Annotated in this window: 16 protein-coding genes; 5 read left to right on the top strand and 11 right to left on the bottom strand. The window is 62.9% G+C overall.

Annotation, left to right across the window (positions count from 1 at the left end; genetic code table 11):
* Window positions 1-2 precede the first annotated feature (2 nt).
* The 5 genes from V5735_RS13370 to pepF form a co-directional block, all read right to left on the bottom strand.
* On the bottom strand, window positions 3-767 hold the full coding sequence (locus tag V5735_RS13370) for a lysostaphin resistance A-like protein (RefSeq protein WP_423743971.1): 765 nt from the start codon (window positions 765-767) through the stop codon (window positions 3-5).
* Between the two features lie 41 nt (window positions 768-808).
* Window positions 809-1483 (bottom strand): BGTF surface domain-containing protein, encoded by a 675-nt coding sequence (locus V5735_RS13365; protein ID WP_423743970.1) that lies wholly within the window; start codon window positions 1481-1483, stop codon window positions 809-811.
* A 105-nt stretch (window positions 1484-1588) separates the two neighbouring features.
* Window positions 1589-2881, bottom strand: a complete 1293-nt coding sequence (locus V5735_RS13360) for a glucose-6-phosphate isomerase (RefSeq protein WP_423743969.1) — start codon at window positions 2879-2881, stop codon at window positions 1589-1591.
* Between the two features lie 364 nt (window positions 2882-3245).
* The gene (gene pan2, locus V5735_RS13355) at window positions 3246-4469 is read right to left on the bottom strand and encodes a proteasome-activating nucleotidase Pan2 (RefSeq protein WP_423743968.1); all 1224 of its coding nucleotides are present in this window, start codon (window positions 4467-4469) and stop codon (window positions 3246-3248) included.
* A 150-nt stretch (window positions 4470-4619) separates the two neighbouring features.
* On the bottom strand, window positions 4620-6410 hold the full coding sequence (gene pepF / locus V5735_RS13350; RefSeq protein WP_423743967.1) for an oligoendopeptidase F: 1791 nt from the start codon (window positions 6408-6410) through the stop codon (window positions 4620-4622).
* 296 nt (window positions 6411-6706) lie between these two features.
* Here pepF and V5735_RS13345 point away from each other — a divergent pair, with 296 nt between their 5' ends.
* From V5735_RS13345 to V5735_RS13330, 4 genes are all read left to right on the top strand, one after another.
* Entirely contained in the window at window positions 6707-7393 is a 687-nt protein-coding gene (locus V5735_RS13345) for a helix-turn-helix domain-containing protein (protein WP_423743966.1), read from the top strand.
* A 106-nt stretch (window positions 7394-7499) separates the two neighbouring features.
* Window positions 7500-8081 (top strand): response regulator, encoded by a 582-nt coding sequence (locus tag V5735_RS13340; protein WP_423743965.1) that lies wholly within the window; start codon window positions 7500-7502, stop codon window positions 8079-8081.
* A complete protein-coding gene (locus V5735_RS13335) occupies window positions 8074-9456 on the top strand; it encodes a two-component system sensor histidine kinase NtrB (protein WP_423743964.1) in 1383 nt (460 codons plus the stop codon). Before V5735_RS13340 ends, V5735_RS13335 begins: the two co-directional genes overlap by 8 nt.
* 43 nt (window positions 9457-9499) lie before the next feature.
* Entirely contained in the window at window positions 9500-10831 is a 1332-nt protein-coding gene (locus V5735_RS13330) for a M28 family peptidase (RefSeq protein WP_423743963.1), read from the top strand.
* Here V5735_RS13330 and V5735_RS13325 read toward each other — a convergent pair.
* From V5735_RS13325 to V5735_RS13300, 6 genes are all read right to left on the bottom strand, one after another.
* Window positions 10828-11064, bottom strand: a complete 237-nt coding sequence (locus V5735_RS13325) for a hypothetical protein (protein ID WP_423743962.1) — start codon at window positions 11062-11064, stop codon at window positions 10828-10830. The two genes, V5735_RS13330 and V5735_RS13325, sit on opposite strands and share 4 nt — an antisense overlap.
* 31 nt (window positions 11065-11095) lie before the next feature.
* Window positions 11096-11887 carry a tRNA pseudouridine(38-40) synthase TruA gene (truA, locus tag V5735_RS13320; RefSeq protein ID WP_423743961.1) on the bottom strand — a complete coding sequence of 264 codons (792 nt, stop codon included), beginning with the start codon at window positions 11885-11887 and terminating at the stop codon, window positions 11096-11098.
* 135 nt (window positions 11888-12022) lie between these two features.
* Window positions 12023-12622 carry a DUF7411 family protein gene (locus tag V5735_RS13315; RefSeq protein ID WP_423743960.1) on the bottom strand — a complete coding sequence of 200 codons (600 nt, stop codon included), beginning with the start codon at window positions 12620-12622 and terminating at the stop codon, window positions 12023-12025.
* Between the two features lies 1 nt (window position 12623).
* Entirely contained in the window at window positions 12624-12965 is a 342-nt protein-coding gene (locus V5735_RS13310; RefSeq protein WP_007976725.1) for a DNA-binding protein, read from the bottom strand.
* A 142-nt stretch (window positions 12966-13107) separates the two neighbouring features.
* Window positions 13108-13563 carry a 30S ribosomal protein S19e gene (locus V5735_RS13305; protein WP_069449196.1) on the bottom strand — a complete coding sequence of 152 codons (456 nt, stop codon included), beginning with the start codon at window positions 13561-13563 and terminating at the stop codon, window positions 13108-13110.
* Between the two features lie 71 nt (window positions 13564-13634).
* Window positions 13635-14684 (bottom strand): lysylphosphatidylglycerol synthase transmembrane domain-containing protein, encoded by a 1050-nt coding sequence (locus tag V5735_RS13300; protein WP_423743959.1) that lies wholly within the window; start codon window positions 14682-14684, stop codon window positions 13635-13637.
* Between the two features lie 80 nt (window positions 14685-14764).
* Here V5735_RS13300 and thiL point away from each other — a divergent pair, with 80 nt between their 5' ends.
* Window positions 14765-15643, top strand: coding sequence for a thiamine-phosphate kinase (gene thiL, locus V5735_RS13295; protein ID WP_423743958.1), 879 nt, complete (start codon window positions 14765-14767; stop codon window positions 15641-15643).
* Window positions 15644-15667: the final 24 nt, after the last annotated feature.

Genomic DNA, 15667 nt, shown 5'->3' with positions numbered 1-15667 from the left:
ATTTATCCCGCAAACTGGAGATACATCACGCCGAACACGATGGCGTCGAACGTCCCGTGGACGAGCGCCGAGGCCGTGAGATTATCCGTTTTTAGATAGACGGTTCCGAGGACGAGCGAGAGGAAGAAGATGACGACGAGCGTCCCCGCCAGTTGGAGTGGCGTCGAACCCGTCGCGTAGGCGAGCACGTGCGCCAGCGCGAACACGACGCTCGCGACCGCGACCGCTCCGTAGTCAGAGAACGAATCGTACAGCGACTTTTGGATGATGTTTCGATACAGCAGCTCCTCGCACGGTCCGATGACAAGCCACGAGAGGGGAACGAAGAGCAGCAGAATGTCCGGGTTGCCGCTTTTCGCCTGTTGCTCGACGCTGTGACTGGCCGTCCGAATGCCGAGTTCGGTCAGCAGGAACGAGAGGACGGACATCAGCACGAAGATAGAGAGTATCCCCACGACGACGTAGCCGACGTCGCGCCGGGTCGGGAGTTTGAAATCGAGATACGAGCGACCGATTCCCCGTACGCGGAGGAATACGAGCGCGACGGTGCCGGTTCCGAGGCCGAGCGAAACGATGCTGAGCGCGGAGCGTACCATCACGCCGACGCTCTCACCGCCCGCCAGCGAGACGAGTATCGACGCCCAGATGGAGATGGCGAGCAATCCGGAGAATCCGAGCGCGCCGCTTTGGAGCACTGCACGCACCATCCCCTCGAACGAGCGCGGGGGAGACGACTCGCCGACCCCCGTCGCGGTACCGTCTTCCATACCGAAAAATGTATCCCCGGCGGTAAATGTGCTCCGACCGGTCAGTCGATTCGGCGGACGAAACCGAGACCGACGAGGGCAACGGCGGCGATGACGGCGACGAGAACGCCGAATCCGGGTTGCCCTTCGCTCTCGGTCGGTGCCTCGGCCACCCTCTCGGTCTCAGTGCTCGTCGTCCCGGTTGTGCTGGCGGTCGCGTCCGATTCGTCCGACGCGGCGGTCGTCGAGGTCATCGTCCCGGCTTCGGTGGTGGCGGTTGCCGTGGTCGTCGAACGCCGTACCGACTCGTTTGTCCGGCTTCGGAGGACGCCATCGATGACGGTCAGCGCGCCGACGTCCGTCGAGTTATTGCGCGGACGGCCGACGGTGACGCCGAACTTCGTGCCGGATTCGTACTCGGAGAAGTTGAACGTCGCGGCGAAGGTGCCGTTGGACGCCACCACCATCGATTTTGACATGAAGAACCGATTCGTGGCGTGAACCTGCATTTCGAGCTCCGTGCCGGGGTCGAGCGTCGTGTTTCCACGGATAGACTGATTGCCTGCAGCGGTGAGAACGAGAGGAACATCCTCGTGATAAATCGAAACCGAACTGTTGTTCGCGGTCGTTTGGTCGTGGCTGAGCGGGGTTTTTCGCGTCGCGTCGAGCGCGGTACCGCCGCGTGCGCTCGTCACGCCCGAAACGGTCGAGAGAGCGACGATTGCCACAAACACCATCCGAATTAAATGTCGCCTGTTCATACTGAAAATGCGCCGTTCAGGGTTCGACGCAAGGGATATAGGATGAAAGTTTGCGGGCCGGTAAATGCTTTGTGAACGCAGCTATTCCACGGTAAGCGTCGATTTTTCTGCAACTTCGTCCGCTTCCTCGAAGTCGCCGCCACCGAGAAGGCCGCGAGCGGCGCGCTTGCCCCACTCGACCGCCGGTTGGACGAACGTCTCGACGCTGTAGAGTTCGCCAGCGAGGACGCACGCCGCTTCCAGACAGTAACAGAGTTCGCCGAGTCCGTACTCGTCTACGCGGTCGATTTCGAGGCGGACGTTCGGTTGTCCCGACGCCGCGAGGCTCGCTTCGGTCGCCTCGAACTCGGCCGAGAGGAGCGAACCTAGACTGCCGCCGCCGAGATATTCGAGGCCGGACAGGTCGGTTCCCGGAATCGACCGGTCGGCGCGCTCCGTCGGCCGGACGAACGTCACCATCTTGTCGCTGGGTCCGGCGCGGTACAGTTGGAGTTGCGAGTGCTGGTCGGTCGCACCGAGCGCCCGCACCGGCGTCTGGCCCAGTCCGTCCTTCCCGAGGCTCTCGGCCCACAACTGCGCGAACCACTCCGCGAACGTTTCGAGCGATTCCGCGTAGGGCATCATCGCGTTGATGCCCGCGCCGCGTTCGTCGAGCGCGTAGGTGGTCGCACCGTAGGCGTAGGCTGGCGATTCGAACAGCGACCCCGCAAGCCGGTTCGCCTCGGCTTGCGCCCCGTCGAGAACGGCGTCGATGTCGTGGCCCTGAATGGCGGCACAGGCGAGGCCGACCGTCGAGAGCATCGAGAAGCGACCCGGAACGCCGTCGGGAACGTCGAGCGCGGGCAGGTCGTGTCGGTCGGCGAGATTCCTGAGGTTCCCCTCCCCGCCCGTCGTGACGAAGGTGCGGTCCGTCCAGTCCACGTTCGCGGATTCCATCGCGTCGCGGACGACGAGGAAGTTCGCCAGCGTCTCGGCCGTCGTGCCCGAGCGCGAGACGACGTTGACCGCCGTATCAGAAAGCGAGAGTCGGTCGAGGAGCGACGCGACGTGTTCGGGGTCGACGTTATCGAGGAAGTAGGCGTCCACGTCGGAGTCGAGACCGTTGGCCAGCGTCGCCGCGCCGAGCGCGCTGCCGCCGATGCCAACGGTGAGCACCGTCTCGGCGTCGGAAAACGGTTCGACCGCGGACCGGATTTCGTCGGTATCCGTCGTTTCCGGGAGGTTTAGCGCCGCATAGCCGTGTTCGTCGTTCGCTCGTCCGGTTTCGATTCGTTCGTGGGCGTCGGCGACGCGCTCGTCCAAACGGGAGAGTGCATCGCGCGAGACGCCGGGCGAGGCAACGGAGTCGAGGGCGTTGCCGAGGTCTACTCGCATACGAAACTCCGCACCGTCGGACGTGAAAAAGACACCTCCTTCGACGCGGGAAATAGTTCTCGGATGGCAGGTCGATTTCACGACGAAATAAAACCGGACAAACGGCGTCGTTTCTCGAATGGACACACCCGCCAGAATCAGTCAGCGACCAACCGCCGGAAACCCGTATTTTCACAACCGTCAGAAATAGGCCGACGACACAACCGCGGATTCGCCGTTGTTCTCCGTGAGTGAAGCGAACGGACTCAGCGCGGACCGGAGAGGCACGAAGTGCCTCGAATGGAGCACCGAGGTTTTGGTCCAGATTTTGCTGCACGCGAAATCGCGGTGGGGCCGCGATTTCGCGTGCAGCAAAAGGTGGGTGTTAGTACGCGTACCGAAGGTTCGGCACCGACGACTTGTCGCCCGCTTCCATCTTTTCGAGCGCGCCCTCGAAGTCCGCCATGGTCACCTCGGACCGACCGTCGCGGATGGCGAACATGCCGGATTCGGTCGTCAGACTCTCGATTTCCGCACCGCTGAAGCCCTCCGTCTCGTCGGCGAGGCGGTCGAAGTCCACGTCGTCGGCGAGGTTCATGTCGCCGGTGTGGATTTCGAGGATGCGGTGGCGACCCTCCACGGTCGGGTTCGGGACTTCGATAAGGCGGTCGAAGCGACCCGGCCGAAGGATGGCGCTGTCGAGCATGTCGAAGCGGTTGGTCGCCGCGATGATGCGGATGTTGCCGCGGTCCTCGAAGCCGTCCATCTCCGAGAGCAACTGCATCATCGTGCGCTGGACCTCCGCGTCACCGGACGTCTTCGAGTCGGTTCGCCGGGACGCCACGGCGTCGATTTCGTCGATGAAGATGACCGCGGGTTCGCGTTCCGCCGCGAGGGAGAACAGGTCGCGGACGAGTTTCGCGCCCTCGCCGATGAACTTCTGGACGAGTTCGGACCCGGCCATCTTGATGAACGTGGCGTCGGTCCGGTTGGCGACCGCTTTCGCCAGCATCGTCTTCCCGGTTCCCGGCGGGCCGTGGAGCAGAACGCCGCTCGGGGGCTCGATACCCGCCGCTTCGAACTGCTCGGGGTTGACGAGGGGTTCCTCGACGGCCTCGCGGACCTCCCGAATCTGCTCGTCGATGCCGCCGATGTCCTCGTACGAGACGGTCGGCGATGCGTCCACTTCCATCGCCTGCGCTCGTGCGTCCTTTTCCGTGTCCAACAACCGTTGAATGGTGAACGAATCGTTGACGGCGACGCGGTCACCAGCCTCGATATCCTCCCGAAGTTGCACCGCCACGTCGGTCAGCACCTCCTGATTGTTGCCGTGTTGCTTGATGATAACCCCGTCCTCGGTCACGTCCTCGACGGTCGCGACGTACAGCGAGGTCGTCTTCAGCATCTCGTTTTCGCGCTGGAGCTGGTCGACCTCGTTTGCGAGATCGTCTCGTCGCTCGGCCGCGGCATCGACGCGCTCACGCAGTTTCTGGTTGACCTTCGTAATATCCGTGAAATGCTCCTTGAGTGCGGACAGGCGCTCCTCATCGGACATCTCGGGGTCCAGTTCGAGCGTTGGTCGGTCCGGGACGGATGGGCTGCGTGACATTTCTTGTTCAAGCGTATGGGACCACATTAAAAGTGCCTTTGGGTCGCGGGCGATACAGAAGATTGGTATCGGTTGGGATATCGGCGTTCCTCCTCAGAGAATCAGACGTAACGGCGAAACGGTCAGCGAAACGCGGAGATTCCGCGGCGGTTAGATGAGTTCTTCCATCTCGTCGAGCCGTTTTCCGTACACGTCGAGCGCGCGCTGAATCGGCTCCGGCGAGCTCATATCGACGCCCGCGCCTTGGAGCAGGGTGAGCGGATACTCGCGCGACCCGTTGCTGAGGAAGTCGAGGTACTGTTCGGCGGCGGGTTCGCCCTCCTCAAGAATCTTGTCCGCCAGCGCGACGGCGGCGCTGATACCCGTACTGTACTGGTAGACGTAATACGCGCGGTAGAAGTGCGGAATCCGCATCCATTCGCGCTCGATTCGGTCGTCGACGACGGCGGGGTCGTAGAACTCGCGTTTCAGGTCGCCGTAGATACCGTCCAACCGGTCGGGGGTGAGCGCCTCGTTGTCCTCCGCGAGTTGGTGGGCCCGATACTCGAAGTCGGCGAACAGCGTCTGCCGGTACAGGGTCGAGCGGAACCGTTCGAGGTACTCGTTCAGGACGTGTCGCCGGAAGTCGGGGTCCTCGACCGTTTCGAGGAGATGGTGGGTCAACAGCGCCTCGTTGACCGTACTGGCGACTTCGGCGACGAATATCTCGTAACTGCTGTACGCGTACGGCTGGGACTCGCTCGTCAACTGGGAGTGAAGCGAGTGGCCGAGTTCGTGGGCCAGCGTGTACATCGAGGAGATGTCGTCCTGATAGTTCATCAGGATGAACGGCTGGGTGTCGTACGTCCCGCCGCTGTAGGCACCGCTCCGCTTGTCTTGGGTTTCGTACACGTCTATCCAGCGGGACTCGATGCCCTCCGCGACGCGCGACTGGTAATCGTCGCCGAGCGCACCCACCGCGTCCACGACGTACTCGACCGCTTGGTCGTAGTCGAGGTCGGGGCTCTCGGTGTCGGTCATCGGCATGTAGACGTCCCACATCCGGAGTTCGTCCACGCCGAGGCTTCGACGCTTGAGTTCCGCGTGTCGGTGGAGTTTGTCGAGGTTGTCCCGAACGGTGTCGAGGAGGTTATCGTACACGTCGACGGGGACGTTCGGCCCGTCGAGCGCCGCCTCGCGTGCGGTGTCGTAGTTCCGAGCGCGGGCGTATTTCACGTCCGCTTTGACGCTGTTTTTGTACGCCGCGCCGACAGCGTTTCGGACGTCGCTCCACTCGTCGAAGTAGTTCTCGTACACCGTTTGGCGGAACTCGCGGTCGGGATTTTTGAGGAGGTTGACGAAGTTGCTCTGTGTGATTTCGACCGACTCCCCGTCGGGGTCCTCGACCGTCGGGAACGTCATGTCGGCGTTCGAGAGCATGCTGTAGATGTCGTTCGGCGCGCCCGTGACCTCGCCGAACTCCGCGAGCAAATTCTCGATTTCGGCGGAGCGGGTGTGTTCTTTCATCCGAATCACGTCGTCCAAGGCGTGTTCGTACGTCTCCAACCCGTCCGTCTCCGCTATCATCCGGTCGAGTTCCTCGCGGTCCAACGACTGGATCTCGGGTTCGATGAAACTGGTCGCGCTACCGGCGCGCGAGGCGAGCGACTGGGCGCGCGAGGCGAGCGCCTGATACTCCTGGTCGGACGTGTCCTCGTCGCTCCGCATCCGAGCATAGGAGGCGACCATGGAGACTTCGCGTCCGAGTTCGTCGGAGAGTTGAAGCACGGTGAGCAACGTCTCGCCGTCGTCCGTCACCTGTCCCTCGTACGCCTCCAACTCGCTCAGTCGCTCTTCGACGTCCGCGTACGCCTCCTCCCACTCCTCGTCGGTCGCGTAGATACTTTCCAAATCCCACTTATGTTGGGCATCGATATCGCTCCGTTCGGGAACAGTACTCATAGTCCGATGTACGAAAACCGAGACTGTAAGGCTTTGTTATTCGGAATTCGATTCCGGGACGGGAGCGGAAAACGAAGGCTTTCTCGGTCCCGTTTCGGAACCGTCGTCGCTTTCGGAAGTCCTCACTCGTCGCGCTGGTCGAGTGGTGCGAAGTCAGAACAATGGACTTCGGCTTTTAATGCCCGTTTGTGTGAATTAGTCCAATATATCTTTCCAAAGAAGGTATTTGTCGAAAAGATGAGCTAAAACAACCCAATAACAAAACATTCAAACGTGATTGTTTCCTCTACGGGACAGTGACTGTTGGACTCGATGTGAGGGTGGGAATCAAACCGACGGGCCATTGTCCGATAGTGGACATCTCGGAGGAAGGACTCGTGGCCGACTTCGTTCCCGGGAGCGGCGGGGGGATACCCGCGCAAATCTCGGTCGAAGCGGAGCGAGCGGGCGAGGTAGATGATTGGCCACATCTCAGCCAGACGTTACAAACGACATCGCACACCTACTATCGATTGAGTGGCTTCGGACAGGCTATCGACGACGGCGATATCGGCTGTTCGTCGTGTCGAAACTGTGCCGTCACGACCTGCCTCCTCAACCGGTTTCCGTCGCTCCCGGCGGACCCGTACGAAGTGTTCTGGCGGGAGCGACGGCTCTGTCTCTCGTTCGCGCTTCGAGACCGGCGCGAACTGTCGGCCTTGATCGAGTCGTTTCGGACCGGCGGATACAGCATCGAACTCCAACACCTCCTGCACGGCGATAGCGAACCCGGCGCCGAGTCGAACGTCGTTCTCGACCTTCGAACCCTAACCGGTCGCCAACGGGACGCACTCGAACTCGCTATCTCCGGGGACTATTTCGGTCCGGAGGGGTCCGACGCACTCGAACTCGCGGACGAACTCGGCATCTCGCCGTCGACGTTTTCGACGCACGTGCGGCTTGCAGTTCGGAAATTGCTGTGTCAACTTTCCGACGACGGCTGATTCCGGCGACACCGTTTAAACCCCCGAACAATTCGACACTGCGTTAATCTAGACCTGTCCGAAATCGGTACATGGACTCCAACGGACTCCGGAGCACCGATGAGCGATGACTAGAGATGACTCCGAACGAACTACCGTGTTGATCGTGGACGATGAACCGGACCTCGCGGCGACGTTCGCGGCGTGGCTCGACCACGAGTACGATGTACAGGAGGCGAACGACGTCGGTTCGGCGCGTGCGTATCTCGATACCGCCGACGTGATACTGCTCGACCGCAAGATGCCGGGGACCTCCGGCGACGAACTGCTGGACGAGATAGACGAGCGGGGTCTCGACGTTCAGGTCGGTATGCTGACCGCGGTGGACCCGGACGTGAGCGTCATCGACATGCCGTTCGACGACTACGCCACCAAACCTATCGGTCGGGACGGACTTCGCTCGCTGGTCGAATCACTCGAGCGACGATTGGCGTACGGAGAGCAGTTACAGGAACTGTACGCGGTCGCCACGAAACGAGCCACGTTACTCGATACGCTCGACGAGGCGGAACTCTCGGAGTCTTCGAAGTTCGCCGATCTCACGGCTCGGGTCGAGAAACTCCGCGAGCGAACGGACGAGTCGCTGCAATCGTTCAGGAGCGACTACGAAGCAGCACTGAAGACGGCCACCGGAGAGCAGCATGACTGACGACGGTCATTGTTCCACTCCAACGGACGTTTCGAGCGACGGTATCGAACCGGACAGGCTCACGGTGTTGATGGTTGCGACGAACGCGGAGACGAAGCGGGTCGCATCCGCCTTGGAGGACGAACATCGACTTTCGACGCGAACCGTTCCCTCGGCGGACGACGCACTCGGCCGTCTCGACGAGGAGCGCTCCATCGACTGCCTCGTCATCGCCCGAGCGGAATTCCCGGACGACGTGGAGTCGTTTCTCGACGACGTTCGGGCGCTCCGACCCGGACTGCCGGTCGTCCTCTCCGACTGGGGACGTCCGGAGCTCCTTTCCAGGCGGATTCGCCGCGAGGTCGAACTCTGCCGTGGATTGCGCGACCTCGCGGGGTTTCGAGAGGCGGTCGAACACGCCGGGCACGCCATCATGATAACCGACCGGAGCGGGACGATAGAGTACGTCAACTCGGCGTTCGAGCGAACGACGGGATACGACGAAAGCGATGCCGTCGGCCGCCGTCCCAGCATCCTCAAATCGGGCGAGCACGACCGGGAGTTTTACACTGACCTCTGGATGACGATTCTCAACGGCGAGGTGTGGGAAGGGCGTCTGGAGAACCGTCACCGGTCGGGATATCACTACCCCATCGAGCAGACCATCGCCCCTATCACCAACGAGGTCGGCGGCGTGACGAGGTTCGTCGCGGTCAACCGCGATATTTCGCGGCAGAAGGCCTACGAAGACCAACTTCGAGAACAGAACCAGCGTCTCGAATCGTTCGCACGGACGGTCGCACACGACCTTCGGAATCCCCTGAACGTGGTTCAGGGGCAGGTGGAACTCGCACGCGAGAGGGGGAACGAACGGTTCTTCGACGCCGCGCTTCGCGCCGCTTCCCGAATGAACCGACTGATCGACGAACTCCTGAAACTCGCGGAACAGGGGAAGGCGGTGCTCGACCCCGAACCGGTGGCGCTTACCGACGTGGCGACGAACGCGTGGGAATTGACCGACGCGCTCGATGCAACGCTATCGGTCGATAGCGACCGACGAGTCGTCGCCGACGAAACGCGGTTGTGCCAACTGTTGGAAAACCTCTTTTCGAACGCGGTGGTCCACGCCGGTCCGGACGTGTCCGTCACCGTCGGAACGACCGACGAGGGAATGTACGTAGCCGACGACGGACCGGGCATCCCCGAAACGGAGCGCGCGACGGTCTTCGAATCCGGGTACACGACCGCATCCGAGGGGACCGGATTCGGCCTCGCCATCGTGAGACAGATAGCAGATGCTCACGGATGGCAAATAGCCGTCGGCGAGAGCGAAGACGGCGGCGCACGGTTCGAGGTGTCCGGGGTCGAATTAAAAGCGAGCAGGAACGAGACGTGAGCGGTAGCGTACCTTTTTGACCCGTGGCAACACGTCTCGTCGTATGAACGACGTCGAACGTGCGCTCGGCGATGCGTGGACCGATGACTACCCGTGGGAATTTCTGACGAAACTGACCGAACTCGAAAACAGGATGGGCGGTCATCCCGGCGAACGACGAGCGGCGGAATTGGTCGTCGAGGGGTTCGAGCGGGCCGGAGCGCGCAACCCACACGTCGAACCGTTCGACATGAACTGCTGGACTCGCGGGTCCGCGGAACTCGCCCTGACCGAACCGGTCGAACGGTCCTTCGAAACCATCGCGCTTCCGTACTCGCTCGCGGGAGACGTGCGGGGCGAACTGGTGGACGTAGGCCACGGCATGCCCGAGGAGATAGACGAAAAGGACGTGGCCGGGAAGATAGCGGTCGCCAGCACGACGACGCCGAAAGGCAGTCGGTTCATCCACCGGATGGAGAAGTTCGGCCACGCCGCCGCCGCGGGTGCGGAGGGATTCGTCTTCCACAATCACGTGCCGGGACAGCTACCGCCGACCGGTTCGCTCACCTTCGGCGACGAGGCCGCGGTTCCGTCAGTCGGCGTCAGCAAGGAGTCGGGCGCGTGGTTGACCGAGTACGCGGAAAAAGGTGCGACGGCGCGACTGGTCGTGGACGCGAACACCGAACCGGGAACGAGCCACAACGCAATCGCCGAACTCGGCCCCGAGACGGACGAGGAGGTCGTGGTCGTCGCCCACTTGGACGCACACGATATCGCGGAAGGGGCGCTCGACAACGGGTGTGGCATCACCGTCGTCGTCGCTATGGCACACCTGCTCTCGAAACTGGACCTCGACACGCGCGTCCGGGTCGCGGGCGTCGGCTGTGAGGAAACCGGTCTGCTGGGAAGCGAGGCGTTGGTCGAGTCGCTCGATACCGAACGAGTCCGAGCGGTCGTCAACGTCGACGGCGCGGGGCGGTTCCGCGACATGCGCGCCTACCTCCACGGCTCCGAGACGATGCAGTCGGTCGTCGAGACCGTCTCCGAGGAGGCGAATCAGCCGATACTGCTCCAAGAGGGGGTCCACCCCTTCAGCGACCACTGGCCGTTCCTGAAGGAGGGCGTTCCGGCGCTGCAACTGCACAGCGAACCGGACGGCAGTGCGCCCGGCGAACGCGGCCGTGGCTGGGGCCACACCCACGCCGACACCCGGGACAAGGTGGACGACCGCAACCTCCGCGAACACGCCATGCTGGCGGCGCTGCTGGTTCAAGAGGTGGCCGCACGCGAGGAAGTTCCGAGACCGACACCCGAGGACATCGTGGCGAACCTCAGAGAACAGGAGTACGAGGAGGGGATGCGGGCGGCGGGCATCTGGCCGGAGGGCTGGAACTAAGCGCGGTACCTGACTTCGCGGCGGACGGTTTCCTCGACGAGCTTTCCGAATCCGCGAACGACGAGAAAGACGCCGACGATGAGCGAACCGAGGGCGAACAGCGCGTAGAGAAGGATACCGAGGAATCCGAACACACTCGCCGCGATGCCGCCGAGTGCCTGTCCGAGAAGGACGGCCACTATCCCGAGCACGATATCCGTCGTTACCTCCCACAGCAGCTCATCGTTAACCATAGACACAGAAAAGACGAAAGGAAGTATAAAATTATTCCACGCCGCGACAGATATCCCGCGTTACACGACTCCGCGTCCGCCGCTCGACTCGGAGGTCGCCGAACACGTCGCGGACGCTTTTTACCGCCGCGCCGTCGACCGAGAACTCGCAGTCGTACCCCACGTCGGCGAGATAGAGGGGGTGTGCCGACGCACACGGGACGCCCGCTCTCCCGTCGAGCGGTTCCGATGCGAGGACGGTCTCTGTTTTCGCCATCTCGGCGTCGCCGGTCGCAATCGAGTGAATCAAGGAGACGACCCGTCGAACGAGATTTCTGGCAAAACCGCCCGCCCGGAGCGTGAAGACGAGATAATCGCCATCCTGCACCACGTCGATGTCGAGGTCGCGGACCGTCCCCTCGGTGTCCGACGTCAGGTTGTGAAAGTCGTGTTCTCCCGAGAGGCGGTCGGACGCCTCCTTCGCCAATCCGAGGTTCGCACGAGGTTCATAGCAGTGATAGACGTACTCCCGGTAGTAGGCGTCGTGAGTTGCGTGGAACGCGGGAACGACGTCGGCGCTGGCCCAGACGCGAATCTCGGCCGGAAGTTCGCTGTTGAACGCCGACGGCGTGAGCCACTCGGGACACTCGAACGCGACCGTCTGTGCGAGGGCGGACACCCCCGAATCCGTCCGTCCGGCGGCGGCGTAGCCGTCCGGCACCCTGTCCGCGACGCCGAGGGCACGAAGCGACTCGAACAGCGAATCCTCGACCGTCGGAACGTCCGGCTGGCGCTGAAATCCGTAGAACGGGCGGCCGTCATAGGCGACTCGAAAGGCACGCATCGCCAATCCATACACAATCCGAGGGTATAGTTCGTCGGATGTTACCGCGCGTTCACGAACTCGTTGAGAACGCGTACCGAAACACAGGAACGACGTTCGGGCGGCGTATCGACAAAATATAGTCAGAAATCGGAGTTAACGCCGTTCGGTAAATCCCGTAACGTACGTCTGTTCGTGGGCAGGGAACACCTCGTCGATGGTTTCCGCGCCGTGTTCGCGCGCCAGGAGCGTCCGGAGTTCGGCCTCGTAGTCGGCCTTTCGAATCTCGTCGCTCGGCCCGGATTCCACGTCGAGCGTCGCCGTGACGAGGCGGTCGACCGCCCCGCGACCGAACCCGGAGAGTGGAACGATGTAGTCGGTGTCGTGGCGGTCTTCGAGGCTTTGGGCTTGTGCGCGCGAGACGGTCGGCACCCGGTCGTCGCGGCGGGTACCGTCCGCTATCGCGTCGAAGCCCATGGCGGCGACGGTTTCCAGCGCGTGGAGGTGTACGTATTGAATGCCGTTCCGCGGATAGCCGTCCTCGACCATCCGTTCGACCGCCGTCACCGCGGCGTCGCGGTCGAGTTCGACCGCTTCGAAGTCGAACCCGGTCGCATCGGCGGTGTCACGGGCGTTCTTCCAGTCATCAGTGACGCCGAAGTGGGCGGTGACGAGGGTGACGTCGTAGAAGTCGGCGAGCAAGAGGGCTGCGAGCGTCGAATCCTTGCCGCCGCTGTAGAGGAGTCCGAGGTCCATCTCAGCGGCGCTTGATGTTGAAGCTCTTCTTGTCGGGCTTCAGCTCTCGGAGCAACTCCTTCATCTTCTGGTCGTCGATTTTGCCGTTGATACGGCCGCTCTGTGCGATGGCGAGTATCTGTTGTTCGACTTGGTCCGCGAACTGCGGTTTGCTCATCCGAACCGAGTTCAGTCGCTTTCGCGCGCCGTCGGTGAGGTACTGGCGGAGAAGCGCCTGTTTCTGTGCGTCGGCCTGCTGTTGAGCCTGTTGCTGGGCTTCCTCCTGCTGTTTTTGGTCCTGCAGCTCCTCCATCTTCTGTTTTCGAAGCTCTTCGAGTCGGTCATCGTCGGGGCTTCCACTCATGCCTTGTCGGTTGTTTACCCCGCACGACCAAAAACAATTACGGAGGCGTCCGTCCCGCGGGGAACCGAGAGCGGACGCACGACTCGTCGGAAACGAGCGGCTGTCCGGTGAGAAACGGCAACCGAAAAAGACGGTACTCAGTTTATGCGTAGCGTTCGAGTTCCGGTCGGTCGAGGTCCGAGAGGACTTCGCCAGCCGTGTCGTCGAGGAGGCTTCGGCCGTCCGCTGTGATTTCGCGGCCGCGGTGCTCGTTGGACTGGATGAGGTCTTCCTCTTCGAGCTGCTGGAGGATGGTGCGGATGACCTTCTTGCTGCCGTCCGAGCGGTGGTTCGGTGCGACGGCGTAGCGGTTCGAACCGCCCTTGCTGCCGCCGTATTCGGTCGAGAGGCGCTCGACGCCGATCGGGCCGTTCATGGCGACCTTACGGAGGAGGCTCCCCGCACGGATGTGCCAGAAGTTCTCCTGTTCGGGGGGAAGTTCGCGCTGGGAACCGGTTTTGGTGAATTCGGCCCAATCTGGTCGGTCGAATCGATCCTCGAGTTCGTCGGCGAGCGCGTCGATAAGCGCATCCGCCGGAACGTCGTAGAGCGTCGTCATACGACTGATTTCCGTGCGGCGGCGTTTAAAGCCATCGTTACGGAGTTCAACCGGGAGCGAGCGTCTCCCCGTCAATCGCTCCTGACGCTGCCGGTACTCGCGTTGTCGGCTTCCAGCATCGCGGTGGTAGAGCCGCCGATGAGGATGGGGAGCAGGTAGGTCGCGCCGCGGTGGATGATGGCCGCCGCTCCGGCGGTCGCCCCCGAAACGCCAGCAATGGGAACGAGTAAGAGGACTAGCGCGGCGTCGAGCGCGCCGAGGCCGCCCGGAAGCGGCGCGACACCCGCGATGCTCCCGATGGGGACGACGAACAATACGGCGGCGAACGGGACGGTGTAGCCGAGCGCGTAGAACGACAACCACAGCGAGACCGAGGACAGGAGCCATCCGAGCGCGGAGAAGAAGACCGAGAGCGCGAGTTTGCGTCGGTCTCCGGCGACGCGTTCGATGGCGTCGAAGAACCCGCGGAGTCGGTGGACCACCGCGGGTTTCGTCGTCGGGGAAACCGGCGGCACGAATCGAGCGAAAAAGCCGACGACCCGAACGACGCCCGTCGCGACGGTCAGCTCGACGGTATCCCGCTTTCGCCACCCGACGACCGCGACCGTCGGAACCGCGACGGCGAGCGCGACGATGGACAGCGCGATAATCACCGCCGTATCGCCGAGCGTGAGCACCGTCGCGTAGTAGGCCACGCCGACCAGCGCGAACGAGATGGACGGGACGAAGTTGATGGAGTCCACGCTGGCGATGGCACCGAGACTCGACTCGTAGTCGGCGTTCGTCGTCCGCGAGATGAGGAGCGCGGCGAACGGTTCGCCGCCCGCCTGTCCGAACGGGGTGACGTTGTTGGCGAACGTCGCCCCCGCGTAGAGGAAAAACGCGCGGAGGACGGTGATACGAATGCCGAGGACGCCGAGAACGGTCCGAAGCGACATCGACCACGCGAAGAGCCATCCGAGGGCGACGACGGCGACGAGCACGATAACGCGACCGTCGGCCATCGAGAGCGTGGTCATCACCTCGTCGATACCGGCGAGGAAGAAGATGACGAGCAGGACGGCAAGCGCGGCTACGAAGCCGACGAGAATCGTCTGCACGTCACCCAGGTCGAGACGCATCAACTTTCCAATAACGCGCGGATGGCTTGAAGCCAACGAAGACCGTTCGTCTTTTTCCCCACCGTGAGAGAACGTCGGGTATGGACGAACGGGCCGCGCTCCGTCTGCTCGAAGGAACCCTCTCCGACGCGGGTGACGACGCGGCAGTCATCGATGGACACGTGCTGACGACGGACATGCTCCACGAGACGACGGATTTCCCGGAGGGAACGACGCGGTACACCGCTGGCTGGCGGTCGGTCGGTGCCTCGCTCTCCGACGTCGCCGCGATGGGCGCGAACGCAGTCGCGGGCGTCGCCGTTTACGCCGCCCCGGAGTTCGACCCCGACGATCTCGAATCGTTCGTCGCGGGTGCGAGCGACGTGTGCGAGTCGGTCGGCGCGCGGTACGTCGGCGGCGACCTGGACACCTTCGAGGAGTTCACGGCGTCGACGACGGTGCTCGGGGAAACCGACGACCCGGTGTTACGCTCGGGCGCGGAACCGGGAGACGCGCTGTGCGTAACCGGCACGCTCGGACGGAGCGCGGCGGCGCTCCGACTGTTCGAAGCGGGGGAAATCGAGCAGGCGAACGAACTGTTCCGGTTCGAACCGCGGGTGGCCGCCGGACGAGCGCTCGCGCCGTTCGCAACCGCGATGATGGATTCGAGCGACGGTCTCGCTCGCTCGGTTCACCAACTCGCGGAGGCGAGCGAGTGCGGGTTCGAACTCGACGGCGAATCGATTCCCGTCGCGGAGAGCGTCCGGGAAGTCGCAACTGACGCCGACGACGAGCGCGACCTGAGCCTCTTTTTCGGCGAGGATTTCGAACTGGTGTTCACCGTCCCGAAGGCGACTGTAGAGGACGCGCGGGAGGCATCGCCGACGCCGATCTCCGTCGTCGGGTCGGTGACGGAGGACGGGATTCAACTGGACGACGAGGCGCTTCCCGACCGGGGCTACACGCACGGGAGTGAATGATTCGGTCCCCGGGATGATTATCTG

The organism is Haladaptatus sp. SPP-AMP-3, assembly GCF_049568665.1.
Classification (GTDB): domain Archaea; phylum Halobacteriota; class Halobacteria; order Halobacteriales; family Haladaptataceae; genus Haladaptatus; species Haladaptatus paucihalophilus.
This window is presented reverse-complemented; position numbering and strand designations above follow the sequence as displayed.